The 19,332-nt window shown below is 32.8% G+C and carries 21 protein-coding genes and 1 pseudogene; 13 read left to right on the forward strand and 9 right to left on the reverse strand.

Annotation, left to right across the window (positions count from 1 at the left end; all coding sequences use genetic code 11):
- The first annotated feature begins 6 nt into the window (after positions 1–6).
- The gene (locus OPR52_RS06865; protein ID WP_265038132.1) at positions 7–177 is read left to right on the forward strand and encodes a hypothetical protein; all 171 of its coding nucleotides are present in this window, start codon (positions 7–9) and stop codon (positions 175–177) included.
- Positions 178–218: 41 nt separating this feature from the next.
- Here the strand turns inward: OPR52_RS06865 and trhO are convergent, their stop codons facing one another.
- The gene (trhO, locus tag OPR52_RS06870; RefSeq protein ID WP_264722901.1) at positions 219–1,025 is read right to left on the reverse strand and encodes an oxygen-dependent tRNA uridine(34) hydroxylase TrhO; all 807 of its coding nucleotides are present in this window, start codon (positions 1,023–1,025) and stop codon (positions 219–221) included.
- Between the two features lie 89 nt (positions 1,026–1,114).
- Positions 1,115–1,345, reverse strand: a complete 231-nt coding sequence (locus OPR52_RS06875) for a hypothetical protein (protein WP_264723484.1) — start codon at positions 1,343–1,345, stop codon at positions 1,115–1,117.
- Between OPR52_RS06875 and OPR52_RS06880 the strand changes: the two genes are divergently transcribed.
- Positions 1,236–2,753: an ABC transporter permease gene (locus OPR52_RS06880; protein ID WP_264723466.1), complete on the forward strand. Its 1,518-nt coding sequence runs from the start codon at positions 1,236–1,238 to the stop codon at positions 2,751–2,753. The two genes, OPR52_RS06875 and OPR52_RS06880, sit on opposite strands and share 110 nt — an antisense overlap.
- Before the next feature lie 10 nt (positions 2,754–2,763).
- Here OPR52_RS06880 and OPR52_RS06885 read toward each other — a convergent pair whose 3' ends face one another.
- Both OPR52_RS06885 and apaG read right to left on the reverse strand, forming a co-directional pair.
- The gene (locus OPR52_RS06885) at positions 2,764–3,645 is read right to left on the reverse strand and encodes an Rpn family recombination-promoting nuclease/putative transposase (protein ID WP_265038134.1); all 882 of its coding nucleotides are present in this window, start codon (positions 3,643–3,645) and stop codon (positions 2,764–2,766) included.
- A gap of 144 nt (positions 3,646–3,789) precedes the next feature.
- A complete protein-coding gene (apaG, locus tag OPR52_RS06890) occupies positions 3,790–4,191 on the reverse strand; it encodes a Co2+/Mg2+ efflux protein ApaG (RefSeq protein ID WP_179951370.1) in 402 nt (133 codons plus the stop codon).
- Between the two features lie 99 nt (positions 4,192–4,290).
- On the opposite strand from apaG, the gene OPR52_RS06895 reads away from it, so the two are divergent.
- The gene (locus OPR52_RS06895; RefSeq protein WP_006279559.1) at positions 4,291–5,355 is read left to right on the forward strand and encodes a 5-(carboxyamino)imidazole ribonucleotide synthase; all 1,065 of its coding nucleotides are present in this window, start codon (positions 4,291–4,293) and stop codon (positions 5,353–5,355) included.
- Positions 5,356–5,448: 93 nt separating this feature from the next.
- Here OPR52_RS06895 and OPR52_RS06900 read toward each other — a convergent pair whose 3' ends face one another.
- The gene (locus OPR52_RS06900) at positions 5,449–6,642 is read right to left on the reverse strand and encodes a bifunctional 2-C-methyl-D-erythritol 4-phosphate cytidylyltransferase/2-C-methyl-D-erythritol 2,4-cyclodiphosphate synthase (RefSeq protein WP_155969285.1); all 1,194 of its coding nucleotides are present in this window, start codon (positions 6,640–6,642) and stop codon (positions 5,449–5,451) included.
- Between the two features lie 263 nt (positions 6,643–6,905).
- Here OPR52_RS06900 and OPR52_RS06905 point away from each other — a divergent pair, with 263 nt between their 5' ends.
- From OPR52_RS06905 to OPR52_RS06930, 6 genes are all read left to right on the forward strand, one after another.
- Positions 6,906–7,970, forward strand: coding sequence for an AI-2E family transporter (locus tag OPR52_RS06905; RefSeq protein ID WP_010963061.1), 1,065 nt, complete (start codon positions 6,906–6,908; stop codon positions 7,968–7,970).
- A 129-nt stretch (positions 7,971–8,099) separates the two neighbouring features.
- Complete coding sequence (locus OPR52_RS06910; RefSeq protein ID WP_006280257.1) at positions 8,100–8,735, forward strand: DnaA ATPase domain-containing protein; 636 nt, start codon at positions 8,100–8,102, stop codon at positions 8,733–8,735.
- A gap of 365 nt (positions 8,736–9,100) precedes the next feature.
- Entirely contained in the window at positions 9,101–10,087 is a 987-nt protein-coding gene (locus OPR52_RS06915; RefSeq protein ID WP_265038136.1) for a tyrosine recombinase, read from the forward strand.
- A gap of 193 nt (positions 10,088–10,280) precedes the next feature.
- Positions 10,281–10,868, forward strand: coding sequence for a lysophospholipid acyltransferase family protein (locus OPR52_RS06920; protein ID WP_010081980.1), 588 nt, complete (start codon positions 10,281–10,283; stop codon positions 10,866–10,868).
- Positions 10,869–10,919: 51 nt separating this feature from the next.
- Positions 10,920–11,189 (forward strand): 30S ribosomal protein S20, encoded by a 270-nt coding sequence (rpsT, locus tag OPR52_RS06925; RefSeq protein ID WP_012673338.1) that lies wholly within the window; start codon positions 10,920–10,922, stop codon positions 11,187–11,189.
- 80 nt (positions 11,190–11,269) lie between these two features.
- Positions 11,270–12,520: a citrate synthase gene (locus OPR52_RS06930; protein ID WP_264723112.1), complete on the forward strand. Its 1,251-nt coding sequence runs from the start codon at positions 11,270–11,272 to the stop codon at positions 12,518–12,520.
- A 385-nt stretch (positions 12,521–12,905) separates the two neighbouring features.
- On the opposite strand, the pseudogene OPR52_RS06935 reads toward OPR52_RS06930, so the two are convergent.
- Both OPR52_RS06935 and OPR52_RS06940 read right to left on the reverse strand, forming a co-directional pair.
- Positions 12,906–13,949, reverse strand: a pseudogene (locus OPR52_RS06935) (transposase); the annotation flags it as partial.
- 296 nt (positions 13,950–14,245) lie between these two features.
- Positions 14,246–14,638, reverse strand: coding sequence for a TraR/DksA family transcriptional regulator (locus OPR52_RS06940; RefSeq protein ID WP_010963040.1), 393 nt, complete (start codon positions 14,636–14,638; stop codon positions 14,246–14,248).
- Between the two features lie 106 nt (positions 14,639–14,744).
- Here OPR52_RS06940 and OPR52_RS06945 point away from each other — a divergent pair, with 106 nt between their 5' ends.
- Positions 14,745–15,392 (forward strand): heme exporter protein CcmB, encoded by a 648-nt coding sequence (locus OPR52_RS06945; protein ID WP_151808123.1) that lies wholly within the window; start codon positions 14,745–14,747, stop codon positions 15,390–15,392.
- A 458-nt stretch (positions 15,393–15,850) separates the two neighbouring features.
- Here the strand turns inward: OPR52_RS06945 and trmB are convergent, their stop codons facing one another.
- Positions 15,851–16,516, reverse strand: a complete 666-nt coding sequence (gene trmB, locus OPR52_RS06950) for a tRNA (guanosine(46)-N7)-methyltransferase TrmB (protein ID WP_012673367.1) — start codon at positions 16,514–16,516, stop codon at positions 15,851–15,853.
- Positions 16,517–16,655: 139 nt separating this feature from the next.
- On the opposite strand from trmB, the gene OPR52_RS06955 reads away from it, so the two are divergent.
- The 3 genes from OPR52_RS06955 (at position 16,656) to OPR52_RS06965 (ending at position 19,015) form a co-directional block, all read left to right on the forward strand.
- A complete protein-coding gene (locus tag OPR52_RS06955; protein WP_012673366.1) occupies positions 16,656–18,308 on the forward strand; it encodes a 30S ribosomal protein S1 in 1,653 nt (550 codons plus the stop codon).
- A gap of 29 nt (positions 18,309–18,337) precedes the next feature.
- Positions 18,338–18,616, forward strand: a complete 279-nt coding sequence (locus OPR52_RS06960; protein ID WP_010963035.1) for an HU family DNA-binding protein — start codon at positions 18,338–18,340, stop codon at positions 18,614–18,616.
- 72 nt (positions 18,617–18,688) lie between these two features.
- Positions 18,689–19,015, forward strand: a complete 327-nt coding sequence (locus OPR52_RS06965; RefSeq protein ID WP_151808012.1) for a cell division protein ZapA — start codon at positions 18,689–18,691, stop codon at positions 19,013–19,015.
- Here the strand turns inward: OPR52_RS06965 and OPR52_RS06970 are convergent.
- On the reverse strand, positions 18,990–19,268 hold the full coding sequence (locus tag OPR52_RS06970; RefSeq protein WP_006279484.1) for an FAD assembly factor SdhE: 279 nt from the start codon (positions 19,266–19,268) through the stop codon (positions 18,990–18,992). The two genes, OPR52_RS06965 and OPR52_RS06970, sit on opposite strands and share 26 nt — an antisense overlap.
- Positions 19,269–19,332 lie beyond the last annotated feature (64 nt).

The raw sequence follows: 19,332 nt of genomic DNA on the forward strand, positions 1-19,332 counted from the left end.
ACGACTGTGAAAACTAATATTGATGAGCCGTGTGCGGGAAATCTGCAAGCACGGTTCTTTAGGGGGAGTTGTAGTAATAAAACTCAAACGAGAGGAGTAAAGCTACAGCTTCTACCGAACAGTACATATCTTGAAAGCACTGAATTAAACAATATGCAACCACGAAGGAGTTGTTGAAGATCCGTGTTAAATTCTAGTACAGGAGCTTTTTTCTAATGCTAAAGTTTACAGTTGAAACAAACCACCTGGCCACGTGGAACTGATTTCAGTTTATCAGTTGAAACTTGATTTGAGCAGAGTATGCATTTTATTGTGTTGCTTGGAGTAAGTGAGTTATCAACAGCAATTCTATCATCAAAAACAAAACACTCACCTTCCCAATTACCATTTTTATTATAAGTTTTTTCAAGGTAAGAAAGAATGCCGCCTTTAAGATGGTAAACATCACTAAATCCAAGATTTTTCATGTACGCTGTTGATTTTTCGCATCTAATCCCACCAGTGCAGTACATAGCTACTTTCAGGTCTTTACTCTCAGAGAAAGACTTTGCCCACTCAGGAAAATCGCGAAAACGCTGAGTATGTGGATTGATTGCATTTTTAAACTTGCCTAATTTCACTTCATACTCATTTCGTGTATCTATTACTAAAACGTCAGGTTGAGAAGTAAAATCATCCCAATGCTCTGGATCAACATATTTACCCTTAAGGGAAATATCAAGATTGCCTACACCAAGATTCACAATCTCTCTTTTTAATTTTACCTTCATCTTGCTAAATGGTTGATATTCTGCTGCACTCTCTTTCCATGTAAGGTCCCTTAGCCTATAATCAGAACGTAGAAAATCGAATATTTTATCAATCGCGTTTCTTTCACCAGATACGGTTGCATTAATACCCTCTTCTGCAAGGAGTATAGTACCCTTTAATTCAATGTTGTCGCATGCAGTTTTTATTTCGTCTTTCATGTCATAATAATTAGAGAGTTCTACAAAGTGATAGAAAGTTGCAATGACGAAGCTCATGATTATTCACTTATCAACTAAAAACATGATATACAAAATTATAAAGATATTCAATAGTACGGCTGTTAATTACTGGATATCTTTAGTTTTTACATATAACATTTTAATATCAAATATAGATCCAAATTAATGTTTTTGAGAGTATTTAAAAATATATTCTTATTTTCAGTAAGTATATTATTCGTCTGTCCTATACTATCGTTAATATCGATTCTATTTACAGAATCAGCAAATTCTGGATGGGTAATCAGCACACTTTTCCCTGAATATATACTGAGTACGCTAATTTTGATGATAGGAGTGGGGGGGATATCCTTCATATTTGGAGTGATTCCAGCATGGCTCACCACATTTTTTTCATTTCCTGGAAGTAAAATTTTTGAGATTGCTTTGTTCTTTCCGATATCGATTCCTGGATATATAGTAGCGTTCGTCTATGTGAATACACTAGAATTTTCAGGTCCGGTGCAGAGCTCATTAAGAGACATTTTAGAGTGGGGCAAAGGTGACTATTGGTTTCCTGAAATAAAATCCCTAGGTGGTGGAATATTAGTAATGGGATTTAGTTTATATCCATACGTTTATATGCTAGTCCGCTCAAGTCTAAAGAATGTTAGTAACTCAGTCACTATTGCGTCAACACTTGGGTTCTCCTCATTGAAGAGCCTGTTTTCTGTCATCATACCTTCCATACGTCCATCAATTATAGCTGGGTTGTCCTTGGTGCTAATGGAGGTAATTACAGATTTCGGCACACCACAGTTTCTTGCTATCGATACTTTTACGACAGGAATATATCGCACCTGGTTTTTACTGCATGATAAATATTCAACTACTGTTTTAGCAGTTGCAGAATTGATTTTCGTTGCAACACTAATAGCTATCGAAAAAAAACTACAAAAAAAAGGAATATCTTACTCTTCAATCAACACTAATGCAGATTATCACAACAAACGGGGTGTAAGTGGTGCTATACCGTTAATTTGCACTTATGTTATGTGTGCATTACCAATATTGATAGGGTTTATTTTGCCAATGATTCCACTCATATATTGGAGCATAGAGAAGGGGTTTTTCATATACGAAGCAAGGTTCTATAATATAATAGCAAATAGCGTTAGTTTATCATTTATTACCGCATTAATCTCAATTAGCATTGCAATAATGATTGGATATACGGCGCGTAAAAGTAAGGTAATCAATAATGTAGCACGTCTCATTTCTTTAGGCTACACAATTCCAAATGCAATTATCGCAATTAGCATAATAATATTTTTAAGCAGAATATCTTCTTTCATTACTCAATATATTGTGGAAATTAGCTTGGTAGGAACTATTGGCGCATTAGTTTACTCATATTTATTTCGTTTTTTTGCTATATCTTTCAAGGCGGTAGAATCAGGGCTCAAAAAAACACCAAATGAAATTGAGTGGACTGCATATACTATGGGTCATGGACCTATTTCCACATGTTTGAATGTTCATATCCCTCTCATCAAGAAGAGTATATTATCGGGATTTTTGCTCGTATTTATGGATACTATCAAAGAGCTCACAGCAACACTTATTATAAGACCATTTAATTTTGAAACTATATCAACTAGAATATATGAACTTGTAAGCGATGAGCGCTATAGAGAAGCTGCCCCATTTTCGTTAATAATAGTTATAATAGGCTTAATCTCTACAATAACCTTATTTACACTTGATGATAAGGATAAAAAATAAACGTAACCGTTCACAGATTTCCACTTAATTCTTCAATCTCACTAATAGAAAGGCCAGTAAACTTGACAATAGTGTTGACATCAACATTATTAGCCAGCATTGCTTTTGCGACTTCAATTTTCCCTTCCTCTTTACCAATTTTTTTGCCTTTTTCAGTAGCAAGATCAAGTCTGTATTCAAGAATGGCTTCTTCTTTCCGTAGATCCATTATCCTTTCTTCGTAAGCTACTAAATCTTTTTCGTTCCAACGAAACTTGTCTAATTCATCATATGCTAGCTTTATTATTGGCGCTTTTTCTGCTATCTCTTTTAAGTCCTCTTCTGTTGTTTCTTCTGCGTATTTAAAAAAGAAACACCACCTTTCTACTATACTTTCTAACTGCTCTACTTTATTTTTTGCGAATTTAGGCAACTCAATAAAGACAAACTGAAAATCTTTTAAGTAATGGCCGTTAGTTTTTATATCACGTATATTGTGAGTAGAAATATAATCAACTTCTTCAGGAAGTAAGTTACAATTTGATATAGCAATAAAGAAGACTTTCTTTAAATCAATGTAGTTGCCAGATTTATCTAATTGTCTTGAGTAGGCTTTAGCGGCATATAATTGAGCGCGTTTTTCGAAGCCCTTGTCTCTAGCGAGCTGCATTTCTGCTATATATCTATTCCCGTGAGAATCCTTGCAGAGAACATCAACAATACTTTGTTTATCAGAGGCAACTTCGGGATCCATAATAGTGCTAAGAAACTCAACTTCTTGTATTGCATTTATCTCAGTAAACCCTAAAATATCGTTCAAAAAGTGGATCAGGATATTCTTATTTTTTTCCGTTCCAAAGATTTTTTTGAAACACAAATCATTGCGAGGATCGAGAAATTTTGAAAGAGCCATGGCAAAAATGCTTGAAAATATTAATAATTATACACTATTATTAACAATTATTCAACCATATTTTTGAAGAAAGCTCAAATGAAAGATCGTGCTTTGCTAAAAATCACAGAATGCAGTCTGGTTACAAATAAACTATTTTGACAGTTAATGGGGTCTAGTTTTGATGTATGGACTATCCAAAGAAAAGGGTGGTATCATAACTTCAAAAACTTTTATGCTTTCTTCATTCAGAAATTCATACTTACCCTGCATTATTCCTGACGGTACATTTAAGTAGGTTCCACTTGTGTATTTAAATACCTCTCCAGATTTTATCACAGGCTGTTCTCCGATAACACCAACTCCGGCAATTTCATTTACTTTGCCCTTATAATCTATTATTTGCCAATGACGACTTAACAATTGAATAGTTGATTGGCTTTTGTTTTTTATCTTAACGTTATACATCCATACATAGCAATTTTCATAAGGAATGGATTGCTCTTCAATGTAAATTGGTAAAACTGTAACTTCAACAAAGTTGGTAGTCAATGTGTATTCTAGAATCATTATAGAATATTCATGATAAAAAGATAACATTCTAATTATATACTTTTTTCATAGATTTTTCAAGTATACTTTAATTAGGAAATATCAATTTATAGTATGAATGAACCAGATGCGCTGAGCAAAAAAGTAATAGGAATAATAGGTGGTGGACAATTAGGTAAAATGACTGCTATCGCTGCAACAAAACTTGGACAAAAAACACATGTTTTTGCCAGTGCTAAAGACGATCCGGCTTGCTCTGTTGCTGATGATTTCACAATAGCAGATTTCTCTGATAAGAAAGCTCTTGAATCTTTTGCACAGAGTGTGGATTTAGTTACTATTGAGTCTGAAAATATTCCATGTAGTGCAATTGATATCGATGTAAATTTTTATCCGGGTAAAAAAGCGTTACACATTTCGCAGAACAGACTGAGAGAAAAGGATTTTATTAAAAACTTGGGTATAAAAACTGCTAACTATAAGAGTATACAAAATTATAATGAGCTACTGAAAAGCAGTAGAGCTTTTGGCTATCCAATAAGGCTGAAAACAACAGAAATGGGTTACGATGGAAAAGGACAATATGTGCTTGAGAATGATTCTGAAGTGAAGCAATTTGCTTCCTTTGATTGGAATACAGAGTACATTCTTGAAGCAAGTGTTGATTTACTGAAAGAGGTTTCAATAGTCGTTGCAAGAGATAAAAACTGTAAAGTAGCTTTTTTTCCTATAGCAGAAAATTACCACGTTGATGGAATACTTGATACTTCAACAGTGCCAGCTAAAATAGATAGCAAATTAACTCAAGAGGTACAACGAGCTGCAAAGAAAATAGCAAATGCGCTTGATGTAATAGGAATTCTGGCTATTGAATTTTTTGTTACTAAAGATAACGAATTGTTAGTTAATGAACTAGCTCCCAGACCTCACAATTCTTGCCACTGGAGCTTGGATGCATGTAACGTTAGTCAATTTGAACAGCTAGTTAGGATAATATGCGGGCTACCTATGCAGGAAGTAGTATTACGCTTTCCTTGTATGACAAAAAATATAATAGGTAATGATATATATGATTCTCATAAGTATTTGAGCAACGAAAAAGCTAGTTTAACCATATATGGGAAAAAAGAGGTTAGAGATAAGCGTAAAATGGGACATGTCAATATAGATTTAAGTTAACAGTTTTTCTACGTCATACCGCCACAACTGTACGAACATTGTGATATGAGAATAATCTCCGCCAGGAAGGGTGTCAAGTAAGTTTTTTCGTTTCTATTTCCAATAAAAGTTTGTATGCAATAACACAGAAGCATGCACTGCTATTCCTTCATTTCTTCCAATATAACCTAATTTCTCTGCAGTGGTTGCTTTGATATTTACAAATTCATCATCAATTTCTAATGCTTTTGATATGAATTTCTTCATTTCTACTTTGTAAGGCGATATTTTAGGCTCTTCACAAACTATAGTAATATCTAAATTAGACACGCTGTACCCTTTTTCTTTTGCTTTTTTAGCAGCAAAGTCAAGAAAGTGAGATGAATTGCAATCTTTCCATTCAGAGGAACTAGGAGGAAAGTGCTCTCCTATGTCGCCACATCCCAGTGCTCCGAGTATTGCATCAACGATTGCATGTATTGCAACATCACCATCAGAGTGCGCTTCTATTGCCATGTTGTGTTCAATTTTCACACCGCAAATTTTTATAAAGCTTTCAGCACCATTTTGAACTTTAATGAACTTATGTATATCATAACCGGCTCCGACACGAAATTTTGGCTCTTCAAAAAGAAGCTTTGCCATATTGATATCCTCTTTTGTGGTTAACTTAAAATTGCTTTTCTCACCTTTAATAATCGCAACATGTTTTTTGTGCTCTACCATTAGTGATGAATCGTCAGTAAATTCTTTGACTGATTGATGGCATGATAATAATTCTTTGAAATTAAAAATTTGAGGGGTTTGTATGGCTCTGAGCTTTCCTCTTGAAATCGTAGATTCAATAAAACTATTACTCACCAATGACATAGTGTCTTCAACTTCTATTGCTGGAACTACTCCTGTATATTGATCATTAATCATAGATTCAACCAAGTTATCTATCAGAACATCTGACACAAAAGGCCTACAAGCATCGTGTATAACTACAAAATCTGGGTTAACTTTTTGTAAGCTTTCAAGCCCTAGTTTAACTGAACTTTGCCTGTTTTCTCCTCCGTATACAGGGCTTAGTAATTTAGTGTCTGTAATTAGTGATATAGCTTTCTCATAGAAACTTTCATGGTCTCTATTAATTGCTATTCTTATGTAATCTATATATTGGTTAGCCAGAAATCTTTTAATTGTATGAAATAAAACAGATTTACCTGCCAGTTTTATATATTGCTTAGGAATCGTAGAATTGCATCTACTGCCTACTCCCGCTGCAACTATTAATGCTGCTATTTTGTATTTCTTAGCGCACATATTTCTTTTTGTAGAAGCTTTCCTCTCTATCCAAGATTCTTTCCGAAAAATAAAATTTCTGACATCATATAAAAGTTACTTCCCCTATTAACTAGCATAATTATAATAGCAAAAGAGATATTTAGAGAGCTCAAAATCTATCTTTGCCTGCGGATTAAACAACTAAATTTTAGTAAAAAATGATAGTATTACAAATCGTAAAATACTTTCAACATAGGAAAAATAAATTGCATATTTTTCAGTAAATTAGCTATGCTAAACACATGCAAAAACGTCATATAACTATTTGTTTCATACTGCTTTTTATAATAGGGATGTTATTCCTGATGCGTCCTATGATTTTTCCATGTTTAATATCTATTATTATTGCATATTTGTTTAATCCGCTAGTAGTCAAGTTTGAAAAGTATAGAATACCACGTTCATGTTCTGTAATTTTTATAATACTTATTTTATTAATAGCTTTTATACTAGTCATAACATTTGTTTTACCTATTATATATGTTCAAATTACTTCAATATTAAATTTCTTAGTGAGTAAAGTGCCTTCATTAAAGTTTAAAGTAATCCCCTCTGTATTAGAATTTCTTAATATGAAAATCGAGGATAGCTTATTTGATCATTTATCTAAAAATCTAGCAGAAAATTACAGCAACTATGTATCTTATTTCATGAATGCTCTTGATATTGCTAGTAACTTTATAATCCAAGTGTTAAGTTCAAGCTTTAACACGGTATCATTAATGGTGATTACTCCTGTAGTGTTTTTCTATATATTACGTGATTGGCCTTTAATTATAGAAAAAGCTAGTAAATTAATCCCTATTCCTTACAGAGGAAAAATTGCAGATTATTTTTCCAAAGTGGATTTCATTATATCTAATTATCTAAAGGGGCAGGTAAATGTATGTATTGTCATGATGGTCTTTTACTCTGTGAGTCTGAGCATAATTGGATTGGAACACTCTATTGTTATTGGAATTTTATCAGGAATGTTAACGTTCATACCTTACGTAGGGCCATTATTATATACCATTATTGGGTTTTTGAGCGCTATCACTCAATTTAGTGGATGGTTTGAAAGTGCTGCTGTTTTGCTATTATTTGGTGTTGGACAATTAATAGATTCAAATATATTAGTTCCTTTATTAATAGGAAAAAAAGTTCATATACATCCAACTGTAATTATTCTGGGAATTACTATATGCGCTTCATATTTTGGATTTACAGGTATATTACTTTTTATTCCAATAATAGCAATGTTCAATGTATCAGTAGAATATGCAATCAATAAATATTTTAAAAGTGAGCTTTATAAAAACGGCTAACAGACCTTTTGCATAATCAATTTATGGTAAGAGGAGAAATGAGCCCAGAATACCTGACACATTTGAGGAGCGTAAGTAAATTTCTGCGCAAAAATTACTACCAGAAAGAGGTTACGTAAGAGGTTCAACGTGCAATTAAATTTATTTAACAACAATCAAGCTGATTATAGCCGGCAAAATTACATCATCTTAGATGAAAATAAGCACGTATATAATTCGGTAGTTAATGATTTATCTTGGAAATGTCTGATTCTTTTTGGACCTAAAAGCTCCGGTAAAACTCATCTTGCTCATATTTGGCAATCAATAAACGATGCAATCTTTATCAATGTGAATAACTTCGTAAGCGAGATTAGGTATAGCGATGCTTTTATTTTAGAAGACGTACAAAACATTAAAGATGAAGCAATGTTATTACATTGTTACAATTACATGAAAGAAAACGACAAGAGGCTGCTAATCACTTCTTCAATTTCACCAAAAAAGCTTAACTTCAAACTAAGAGATTTAAGTTCTCGAATATTATCAACTATCAGCGTAAAAATTTTGCCTGCAAGCGAGGAATTATTAAGAATTATGCTAATAAAACGATTTTCAGATAAACAGTTAAAAATTGATTTAAAAGTGATTAATTATATTTTAGCAAGAATAGAACGTTCTTTCTATAGCATTGATAAAATTATAGAAAAGATAGATAATGAATCTATAGGGTCAAATGTGACCGTTCCTTTTATTAGCACTTTATTAAAAAAAGATGCCATTTGATTTCTTCTTTTGTAAAGGTGTATATTAAAAATTTATTAACACCCATAACACTAACGTAATTGGAATCTCTATCTGTCCATGTTAGAATTATAATCAATGTTATGTTATAATAAATATAGATAGATACAGCTAAGAAGTATTCTATATTTATAGTAGAGCTCACTTTATAAGGTGTTTTTTATAGATTTAACGTTATAATTTAACTATGATAAGAGTAAGATTAAATTTAAGAAAAAGGTTAAAGCAAAAGTTTGTGATGTTCGCTCTATTGATAAATGCTTTATTTGTCTCATATTTTCTCATAAGAAACACAGGGAACACTTCTAATCAAATTATAGCCAAAGAAATAAATATAGGAACTGATAATGAAAAATAAACAGTCGCAAAATAAAAAAGAAAATCTTTACATAACATATTACATAGATGCTTTAGCTTCAGAGAGGTCCGCTGCACAAAATACTCTGGAAAGTTATCGTTCGGATTTACACCAGTTTGAAGAATTTTTATTGGAAAGAGGCACTACCTTGGTTGGTGTAAACAAAACCAATATTAAAGATTATGTGAAATCTTTATGTACACAAAAAAAATATAAAAGTAGCTCTATATCAAGAAAAATATCCGCTATGAAAAATTTTTACAAGTGTCTATTTAATGACGGAATAATAGATTTTAATCCAGCGCCGGCTAATGATGCTGAATTAAAGAATCCAAAAGTTTCTCGTCCTTTGCCTAAGTATTTAAGTGTCGAAGAAATATTTTTGCTAATGGACACAGTGAGAAAATCAGCAAGCGAATCGAATAAAGAGATAAGCAGTAAAAGGCTATGTGTGATTTTAGATATCCTTTACTCTTCTGGAATGCGTGTTTCTGAACTAATTAGTATGAAATTATGTGAAGTGTCACATTTAATAAACAGTAATAACAAAGAATGCTATATAATAATAAAAGGAAAAAGTGGTAGAGAGAGGCAAATTCTTTTTAATGAACAAGCATTGCAGAGCCTTAGAAATTATTTATCAGTTCGTGATAATCTGATCTCTAAAGAAAAGGAATCCGATTGGCTATTCCCAGGTGATAAACCTAATAAACCAATTACAAGGCAGAGGGTCGGTCAATTAATGAAGGAGTTGGCAAGAAAATGCAATATTGATGAAAATAAGATCTCTCCACACGTGATTAGGCATTCTTTTGCTACCCATCTACTAAATAGCGGAGCAAATATTGTGTTGATACAGAAAGTTCTTGGCCATACTAACCTTTCTACAACACAAATATATACTCATATTGCTAACGAAAAGTTAAAGGACAAATTAGCTGATTCGCATCCTATTATTCAGATGATCAATAATTAAATTTATTGTTTTTAATTTGTAATAAAGTTAAATTTAAATAAATTTATGTGAGTTTGTGATTTCAAGTTTATTGTTTAATTTCTTTCTTATATTATGGGAGGTATTCTATACTTTCATTACTCTCCCTGTAATTTTCTTTTCTGAGTGTGTAATAACCATTTTCCTCGTCTGTTCGGTGAGAGTTGTATTATTCATGCTGCGTTTATTATGTGGCATTAAATATGAAGTGAGGGGAATGGAAAACATCCCTAAGCAACCTTTTATCATTGCATCTAAACACCAATCTCCATTTGAAACATTTATTTTTATACTACTATTTAGAAAAGCGGTTTTTATTTTAAAACGTGAATTGAAATGGATTCCATTCATTGGTTTGCATCTTATAGCGCTGAAAATGATTTTTATTAACCGTTCAGATGGTATCAGTTCTATACGCCATATAATCAAACTAGCAAAAATGCGTATAAAAGAAAATAGAAGCATAATAATATTTCCTGAAGGTACAAGAACAACTATAAACCAAAATATAAAATATCAACCAGGTATTGCTGCTTTATATAGCGTATTATCTGTTCCTGTGTTACCGGTTGCTTTAAACACTGGTTTGTTTTGGCCAAAAAGCATACTTTCTCTGAGAAAGAATCCCGGAAAGGCAGTAATAGAAATATTGCCCCCAATATATCCTGGGTTAAACAAAAATGAATTCTTGCAAAGTTTAGAAAAAATTATTGAAGAGAGAAGCAGTAGATTAACCATAGGAAAAACTGATATTGCAAATTAACAAAAAAACTTTATAATTAAAAGAAAAGTACAGTATTTTAGGTATTAATATATGGCAAATCATAAGAGTGCTAAAAAAATGATAAAGGTAATAGCAAAGCGCACTTTAATAAATAAGATGCGGAAAAGTAAAACTCGCACCTCTATTAGAAAATTGGTTGATATAATCAAGTCTGGCGACAAAGAAAATGTTGTTCTGGCATTTCGGAATGCTGAATCTAATTTACACAAGTGTGTGAATAAAGGTGTTATTCATAGGAATACTGCTGCGCGTAAAATAAGTCGCTTAAATGCAAAAGTAAAAGCATTGATGACCGCTTAATACGGTTAATGTAAAGTTAACTGTATTAATATATACTCCTCAGTTTGTATATTCTGTATAAAATTTAAGTAGCTTAAGTGATGGATAAAAAAGTGCTATTAGAACTAAGTAATGGATTAAAAATCGAGCTACCTGTATTAAGCGGAACAACAGGTCCTGATGTGTTAAATATCAAGGATTTATATAAGATGACAGGATTATTCACTTACGATCCAGGGTTTGTTTCTACAGCTTCATGCTCTTCTACAATTACATTCATTGATGGAGATGAAGGAGTTCTTAAATATAGGGGACATAATATAGCTGATTTGGCAGAGAATAATAATTTTACTGCTGTGATTTATTTATTGCTCTATGGTGAATTACCCAGTTCAGAGCAACACAAAAAATTTCTTCTCAAAATACAAAAATTATCCAAAGTATCAGAGCAAGTTACAAATGTAATCAAAGCATTTCCAAAGACTGCTCACCCTATGTCGATTTTAATTGCATGTTTTGCAAGTTTGTCAGCATCTTACCATGAAAAGCATGGCAACAATGTCAATGGTGAAGACCTAGATTTTGGAATTTCTGCAATAGCGCAAGTTTCCACAATTATTGCAATGATTTATAGGCATATCAACAATCAGGAATTCATAAATGCTAACAATGAATTAAGTTACAGTGAAAATTTCTTGAAGATGATATTTGGCGATGCTGTTGATAATGATAAAAGCGCCCTTTTTGCAAAAGCTCTGGATAAAATATTTACTCTCCATGCTGATCATGAACAGAATGCTTCTACGGCGGCTGTCAGATTGGTGGGATCGGCTGGTTCTAATCTGTTTGCAAGCCTCTCTGCAGGAGTTGCTACACTTTGGGGACCAGCACATGGTGGAGCTAATGAGGCAGTTATAAATATGCTAAAAGAGATAGAGCAAAGTGGAGATATAGATAAATTCATCGAAAAAGCTAAAGATGATAAAGATCCATTTAAATTGATGGGATTTGGACATCGTGTTTATAAAAATTATGATCCGCGCGCGCGTATATTGAAAGGCGCTTGCCATGAGGTTCTAAGTAAACTAGAACAAAATAATGAACTGCTTAAAATTGCAAAAAAACTTGAAGAAATAGCTTTAAAGGATGAATATTTTATTGTGCGTAAGTTATATCCAAATGTTGATTTTTACTCAGGTATAATAATGAATGCTATCGATATTCCCTCAAATATGTTCACACCTATTTTTGCACTTGCAAGAACCACTGGTTGGGTTACTCAGTGGTATGAAATGATAAATGATAAAGAAACTAAGATCTGTAGACCAAGGCAACTCTATTTTGGTAAATAAATTTATTTTCACTTCATTAGACTTCTTGCATAACCCAAACTAAGTAGAAAAAAGGTGTCATCCGAGTAGCTGACACTGGTTCCTTTACGACGGAAGTGTCCAGAGGTGTCATTCCAGTCTGGAATCCAGAAAAAAGGATGGTGTCATTCCGTATCCGTTCAGCCAATGACGTCAACTTAAGAACTTTCATTAGCAAACTCTCCTAAAGACATGATGGCGTTTAGGCTTATCTACTTTATTGCGGCTGTCCCGGTCGGATTTTATAGCTCTTTTTACAATAATCCGAACAGACCGTAATATGCTACTGGCCTGCTATAGCCATAAACACATATCTTATCGCATTCGGACTATTATAAGAAAGGCTATAACTTTAGCGCGTATACTTAAAAAGGGCTTGAAAGTTTTTTGGCGCAATAAGTACCTGATAGAGTTTCTGTCTCATTACACTAAATAAAACTGAAAAATTTAAACGATACTCAGTAATTTGATCTGGGTTCCAAGGCCCTTGTGCATCACATATATGAAGCGATAATATATTGCACATGACCAAGTTTGCCCAAAATTCTTGTAATACAGCCTCTCCAGAAAAATTCTCTAACTCTGCTCCTACTTTGAGTCGTTTCCTCTATGTGCCACCTTAACACATAAGCTTTGCTCCAAAGTCTCGGTCAAAAACTCTGTTTCTCAGTTGGCTAATGTCAGCACTATAACTCTTACTTTCTGTCCTTTCATTTTATTTTTTAGCTTTTCATTTTCTAATATAAAATCAAAATCTAATTCGCCAGCGTTCCCATAGCTTACTATAATTTCTTTTTTGCAAGCGAAAAATAAAATCTACTTCCAAATCATAATGCTGCTGAATGAATTTTACTGAAGACGATCATAGATAAATAATAATTTCTCTTGATTTAATAAACGCATTTGAGTGATAACTTCGGGTAATTGCTCTGCCGCCAACGTTTGTTCACCTATATTCCAAGCTGCAAGACGAGCACTGCAAATCAATGAAGTACACAAATCAACAAACAAATTGCCAATGGTGCCTGTTGTTCCATTTGGTTCAAACTCGGATACAATTTCCCCAGAGCTGGGTAATCTCATACCAGAACCATCTGCTGCAATAAGTCTATAGCCTCTCCAACTCAGGTTCATCCTGATAGGCTGTTTGGATGCTTAAATTCTTGAAAGCCTGTATGGCAAATCTTATACCTTGCTTTAGAAAAAGCTTGCTTTGAGGGTACATGTCAATGGCTCCATAAGTTCACATTCTATTCCCAAACTTTTTTTAACTAACTTTAAAATCATAGAAAATACTGTCGAAAAAGGAAGTTTTCTTGTTCGTGTAAAACTCAACACAATGGATTTTCTGAAAAGTTTTCGAGTATATTGCATTTTTAATTTGTAAGATAAGATCTTTTCCTTTTTGCATGCCTCACCTAAAAAAGACACATTTTAAACTTTTTTGTTGCAATAAAATAGAAACAAAAGTGCTGTCCCTTGCACTCTTTGGATAATTTAATGATAAAAAATTTGGAGAGAAATTTTATACACAATCTCTGACATTTTTCCTTAAGTTGACGCCATTGCCTGAACGGATACAACTTAATTTTTAATCTGCAGGAGTCAAGTTGAGAATGTCCAATTTTCCACTTTCTTTATAGCATAACATACTTCAGCGCCTCTTGCTCCTCTTGAAGTCCAATGGGCTCACCACTTATGTGTAAATTAATCGTTAATGTTGTACACGTTCTTTTCTTTTTCTACTCTCTCTTGCTCTTCAATACAATATATAGCAAGCGGATTAGCTTTAAGTCTTTCGACTCCTATTTCTTCTCCTGTTCCATCGCAGTAACCATAAGTGCCTAATTTTATTTTTTCTAACGCCTCCTTAATTTTTTCTTTTCTATCTTTTCGACGCTTGATTAATTCCTCGTTTCCACTATCTTCATCAGAATAGTATGTATCAATACTATTATCTTCTAGTTCTTGTTTCTCTAACTCAGCGAGTATTGATTGTAACTTTAAGCTGAAGTATTCCAGTTGTTTTACGCTCATATATTCTTCATCTTCTGAAGGAGTGTAATCTTCTGGTGACTTTATTTTTGGTAACTTTTCCATAATTGCATTATCAAAAAAATAATAAAACCTATATAATTTATGAACAAAAAATTATACTACCTCAAAGTAAACACTATAATTTATAATAAACATTTAAAAGCCTAGTATGATCGATTCAGTAAAAAAATTAGTAATAGATGATAAGAACTTTACCTATATAGTATGTATTTTTATCATAATGTTAAGTTTATCTTCATTTACACTTAAAAACAACAATAAACAAGAAGTTATGTTAACATTAACATGGATATGTGCTACATTTGTTTTGCAGATTTCTACAAATAATTTGTTTACATCTGATTATCATGATGGAATATTAGAGCAAATCTTTGTACAGCCACTCTCTTCTAGGCTTATAGTTGCTTATAAAATTTTCGCTCACTGGTTATTATTTGGGTTACCGATTTCAGTAATTTCTTCCATATTCAGCTTTGCAATTCTAGGCAATAGTATTGAACACTCAATAGCAGTTGGAGTGTCTTTATTATTTAATACGCTGATAATCATTAATATTTCAGCTACTGGAAATGCATTGATGATTGGTCGAAACAACTTAGCATCAGGAGTATCGCAAATTCTTGTTTTGCCAATGATAATGCCAACCTTTGTGTATTTTAAAATGCTAACTCAATTTGAAAATTTATCCTTGAATATTTATACACTACTAATCACCATCTTAGTTTTTGTTATTTTGATTGTTAACAGCACCATAACTACTCACATGGCACTAAAATTTGCTGTGGAACAGGATTGAAAAATCTTACTGTTATTCAGTAGACTTCTTGCATAACCTAGAAAAAAGGCAAATAGTTATTATAGATTTAGGTTTATCGACAATTTGAAAAACCTTCATTCCAGCATCCTTCCCTGTCATCCAAGTAGCCCTTCGTTGTCATCCCAGTGTCAAAAACTGGGATAACAGCTAACCTGACAACCGTCATCCCGCTACTTGTTAGCGGCTAAGAGATACCGTGACAGTATGACGGTTCGCGGTGGCATGACGATAAGCCTCATCATCCCGCTACGTGTTAGCGCCGCGGCGGCATGACGAGAAAGGGGCTACTTGGATGATACCTTTTTTCTACTTAGTTTGGGTTATGCAAGAAGTCTATTCCTTCATAAGGAGAAGTAGTTAAAGGAATTTACTCTATTTCTCCCTCTTTTTTTATTATTTTTAATCTATAGTTAACGTAAAAGAGATATGCAAAAACTCTATTGATCCATAGTCTGCAAATTATTAATAACACTTACTTTAAAGAACCTCACTTTACGCTGATCTTTGAGCGCTCTTCTGTGGTATTTTGTAAGAGTATAACTTGTGAAATCGTCTTCCCTATAGATTAAAGAGTTACACTGCTTTATATGTGATGCTATCCACTCTGCATAGTCCTGATGATCGGTTGCAATGAATATTTCCCCTGTTATAAGTATTTTTTTTGCTAATAAATTTAAAAATTCCGTATTAATTAATCGTCTTTTATTGTGACTTCTTTTTGGCCATGGATCTGGAAAGAGAATAAAGAATCTTTCAACACTGTTATCAGGAAAATTTGCAATCAATTCTCTTGCATCTTCTGTCCACATTAAAATATTTTTTATGTTCTGTATTTCTATGTTTGTTAGCAAGCGAGAAACCCCCTTTAAGTAGGGCTCACATCCTATAAATAATAGATCAGGTTCATTGAGCACCTGGTAAAGCATATTTTCACCGTTGCCAAAGCCTATTTCTACCCATATTCTTTTTTGTGAATTTACAATTTTCTCTATAGATTCCTTGCTGTTTTGAATAGAATATTTTTCCAATATTTCATCAACATCAGGTTTTAGCCTGGACCTTCTGGAGAACGATCTAATCCACTTGCTATTCTTAAATAGCATATTCTTGATACATATATAATTTTCTCACTATATTTTATATAGCTTAAACAATTCTCGAAATGAGTTAATGAAAAATTACTTGTCAATAATTGTTAATATTATATAATATATGAGTTCTAATAAAGTTTAAGTTAAAGGTATGAATAATAATAATCCAGTCGTAAATCTACCGGTTACTATCAGAAAGCTATCATCAAACAAATTTATAGAAGAGATATGTCAAGGCCAATTTGAGGATCAAGATAATACCTTGTTTGAAGATTCTTTTGTTAACAAAATTAAAGAAGGAGATGTGGTAGAAGGTGTAATTACAAGAATAAACCCTAACGACGTTGTGGTTGATATTGGTTTAAAATCTGACGGGAGAATTCTGATCAAGGAACTCGGTTGTAATGATGAGGTCATTATTGGCTCGAAAATCAGAGTTTATGTGGAAAGAATTGAAGATTATCATGGTAATGTTGTTCTTAGTCGTGAAAAAGCAATTAGGGACGAAAAATGGAATAAGTTGGAAGAAGATACAGTTACAAGGGCTGAAGTAAGCGGAGTTATTAAACGCTCAATTAAATGTGGCTTTATTGTTGATCTTGGTGACGGAATAAGCGCTTTTTTACCGCTGAGTCATGTGGATTTGAAGCAAGTAAAAGATGCGAAGCACCTTATTGAAACTGAACAAAAGTTCATCGTGCTTAAAATGGATAAGAAGCAGGGCAATATTGTAGTATCAAGAAAGCTGGTGTTAGAAAAATTGCACGCTGGTGAAAAAATTAAATTTTTAGAATCTTTAAATGAAGGCGATATAATAGAAGGGAAAATAAAAAGTATCACTCATTACGGTGTATTTGTCGGTATTCATGAATCAGATGTAGTGGGAGTTATAGATGGATTGTTACATATTACAGATATCTCTTGGAGTAGGGTAAGTCATCCGTCTGCAGTTTTTACTTGTGGTCAGACTATAAAAGTTAAAATTATAAAAATAGATAAGGAAAATGCTAAAATTTCCTTGGGTGTGAAGCAGCTAGAAGATAGCCCTTGGCAAGATGCAGAGTCAAAATATCCAGTTGATAGTGTGCATAAGGGTTATGTAACAAGCATAGAAGATTATGGATTATTTGTTGAGCTTAGACCTGGAATTGAAGGTTTAGTGCACTCGTCAGAAATAACTTGGGTTAAGAGTAATTTACCAGTTAGTAGTCTCGTAACAAGGGGACAAGAAGTATATGTAAAAATTCTCAGTATTGACATTGCTAAGAGTAGGATGAGTTTAAGCATGAAAAGGTGTGTAGACAACCCTTGGCAAGTATTTATCAATAAATATCCTCCTGGTTCTATTGTTTCTGGTGAAGTGAAGAATAATACCGGCTCATATGTATCTGTTGCTTTCGGTGATTCTGAAATAGATGAGAACGTAGAAGGGACAATATATGTGAAAGATTTTAGTTGGTCTAAAAATGGTTCAGATGAGATAAAGAAGTATAATGTAGGTGATAAAATAGAAGCAAAAGTAATAAGGGCTAACGTGAATCGGGCAAGAATTTATCTTGGAATAAAACAAATAGAGTATGATCCTCTTGAAGAACTGATAAAGAAAGTTAAGGTAGGTGATAAAATACAGGTTATTGTAGGTAAGAGAGAAGATAATGGACTAGTCGTTGAAGTTGAGAACGATGTAACCCTTCTAATAGATCAAGAGCATTTACCAGAGAATAAAAAATTCTCTATATCAGAAAAAATAGAAGTTGAAGTATTGGGTGTTGAAGAATATAACATAGCATTATCTGCTAAGTGATAAGGTTTACTTATTTTGGCTTCATATAAATGGCAACAAAGTCTGATATAATAGCGAGGGTAGCAAAAAGACATCCTTTTTTAGATAAGATTGTTATAGCAGCTATAGTTGATAGATTTTTTGGGATACTTTCAAGCACATTGAAACATCATAATAGAGTTGAAATTAGGGGGTTTGGTTCTTTTTCAGTTAGAAGTTATAACTTGAAAGAAACAAGCCATTTAATGTTACAGAAGTTTACAAAGAATCAATACTTTAAAACATATTTTCGTAGCAGTAAAAAATTATCTGATTTGATAAATGAATAAAAATTTATACCATAAATAAGATGAAAGTAGGGGTTTGAGTTTATACTGTACGATAGAAATTTTTAGCACCATATGCAAGTAGTAGAAATAGTTATACGTAATAACACATACAAAATATCTTGCGAAAGTGGGAAGAAGAGCCATTTATTACGCCTTGCTAATAGTTTTGACAAGCTAGTTGGTTCTGTATCTCAAAAAATTGGAGGTAAGGGGTCGGATGCATTAAATTTCTTACTTGCAGCACTAATTCTTGAGGATAAAATTTTAGAATTAACAAAGCGATTAGATGAAGTAAATCAAGAGCGCGAAAAGTATAGAAACGAGAAAAGAATAGAATATACTGAGGTACTAGATAAGGTAAATAAGATTATCACTAATCTTGAGTGCATAAAGGATTAGCTTCAATAAAGCAAGCAATTAAATTGACTATCTGACTATTCAAGCCAGGAGGGAGGTTTGTCTTACGAGTTATGTAACAATATAATTCGTAATCATCAAGATCAACTATTTTTTCGTATTCGATTAGTTCGCTTAAGGAAAATTTATCAAGATATTTCAATGCGAAATGCCCTAAAAGTATATCGGTTTCTTTGCAACCCCTATGCCAGCTTCTATATATTAATTTTCTTCTGAGTAGTGAGGTATCTGTCATTACAATTAAACTTTTTTTAATTTAAAAGTTAAACTAAATACTTGTCAAGCGAGGCGCATTTTAA

Source organism: Wolbachia endosymbiont (group A) of Hylaeus communis, assembly GCF_947251915.1.
GTDB lineage: Bacteria > Pseudomonadota > Alphaproteobacteria > Rickettsiales > Anaplasmataceae > Wolbachia > Wolbachia pipientis.

Coding starts and splice junctions, on each gene's coding strand:
- trhO (WP_264722901.1), bottom strand. CDS start 1,025: ATGAGCTTCGTCATTGCAACTTTCTATCACTTTGTAGAACTCTCTAAT.
- OPR52_RS06875 (WP_264723484.1), bottom strand. CDS start 1,345: ATGAAGGATATCCCCCCCACTCCTATCATCAAAATTAGCGTACTCAGT.
- OPR52_RS06885 (WP_265038134.1), bottom strand. CDS start 3,645: ATGGCTCTTTCAAAATTTCTCGATCCTCGCAATGATTTGTGTTTCAAA.
- OPR52_RS06895 (WP_006279559.1), top strand. CDS start 4,291: ATGAATGAACCAGATGCGCTGAGCAAAAAAGTAATAGGAATAATAGGT.
- OPR52_RS06900 (WP_155969285.1), bottom strand. CDS start 6,642: ATGTGCGCTAAGAAATACAAAATAGCAGCATTAATAGTTGCAGCGGGA.
- OPR52_RS06905 (WP_010963061.1), top strand. CDS start 6,906: ATGCAAAAACGTCATATAACTATTTGTTTCATACTGCTTTTTATAATA.
- OPR52_RS06915 (WP_265038136.1), top strand. CDS start 9,101: ATGAAAAATAAACAGTCGCAAAATAAAAAAGAAAATCTTTACATAACA.
- OPR52_RS06920 (WP_010081980.1), top strand. CDS start 10,281: ATGCTGCGTTTATTATGTGGCATTAAATATGAAGTGAGGGGAATGGAA.
- rpsT (WP_012673338.1), top strand. CDS start 10,920: ATGGCAAATCATAAGAGTGCTAAAAAAATGATAAAGGTAATAGCAAAG.
- OPR52_RS06930 (WP_264723112.1), top strand. CDS start 11,270: ATGGATAAAAAAGTGCTATTAGAACTAAGTAATGGATTAAAAATCGAG.
- OPR52_RS06940 (WP_010963040.1), bottom strand. CDS start 14,638: ATGGAAAAGTTACCAAAAATAAAGTCACCAGAAGATTACACTCCTTCA.
- OPR52_RS06945 (WP_151808123.1), top strand. CDS start 14,745: ATGATCGATTCAGTAAAAAAATTAGTAATAGATGATAAGAACTTTACC.
- trmB (WP_012673367.1), bottom strand. CDS start 16,516: ATGCTATTTAAGAATAGCAAGTGGATTAGATCGTTCTCCAGAAGGTCC.
- OPR52_RS06955 (WP_012673366.1), top strand. CDS start 16,656: ATGAATAATAATAATCCAGTCGTAAATCTACCGGTTACTATCAGAAAG.
- OPR52_RS06960 (WP_010963035.1), top strand. CDS start 18,338: ATGGCAACAAAGTCTGATATAATAGCGAGGGTAGCAAAAAGACATCCT.
- OPR52_RS06965 (WP_151808012.1), top strand. CDS start 18,689: ATGCAAGTAGTAGAAATAGTTATACGTAATAACACATACAAAATATCT.
- OPR52_RS06970 (WP_006279484.1), bottom strand. CDS start 19,268: ATGACAGATACCTCACTACTCAGAAGAAAATTAATATATAGAAGCTGG.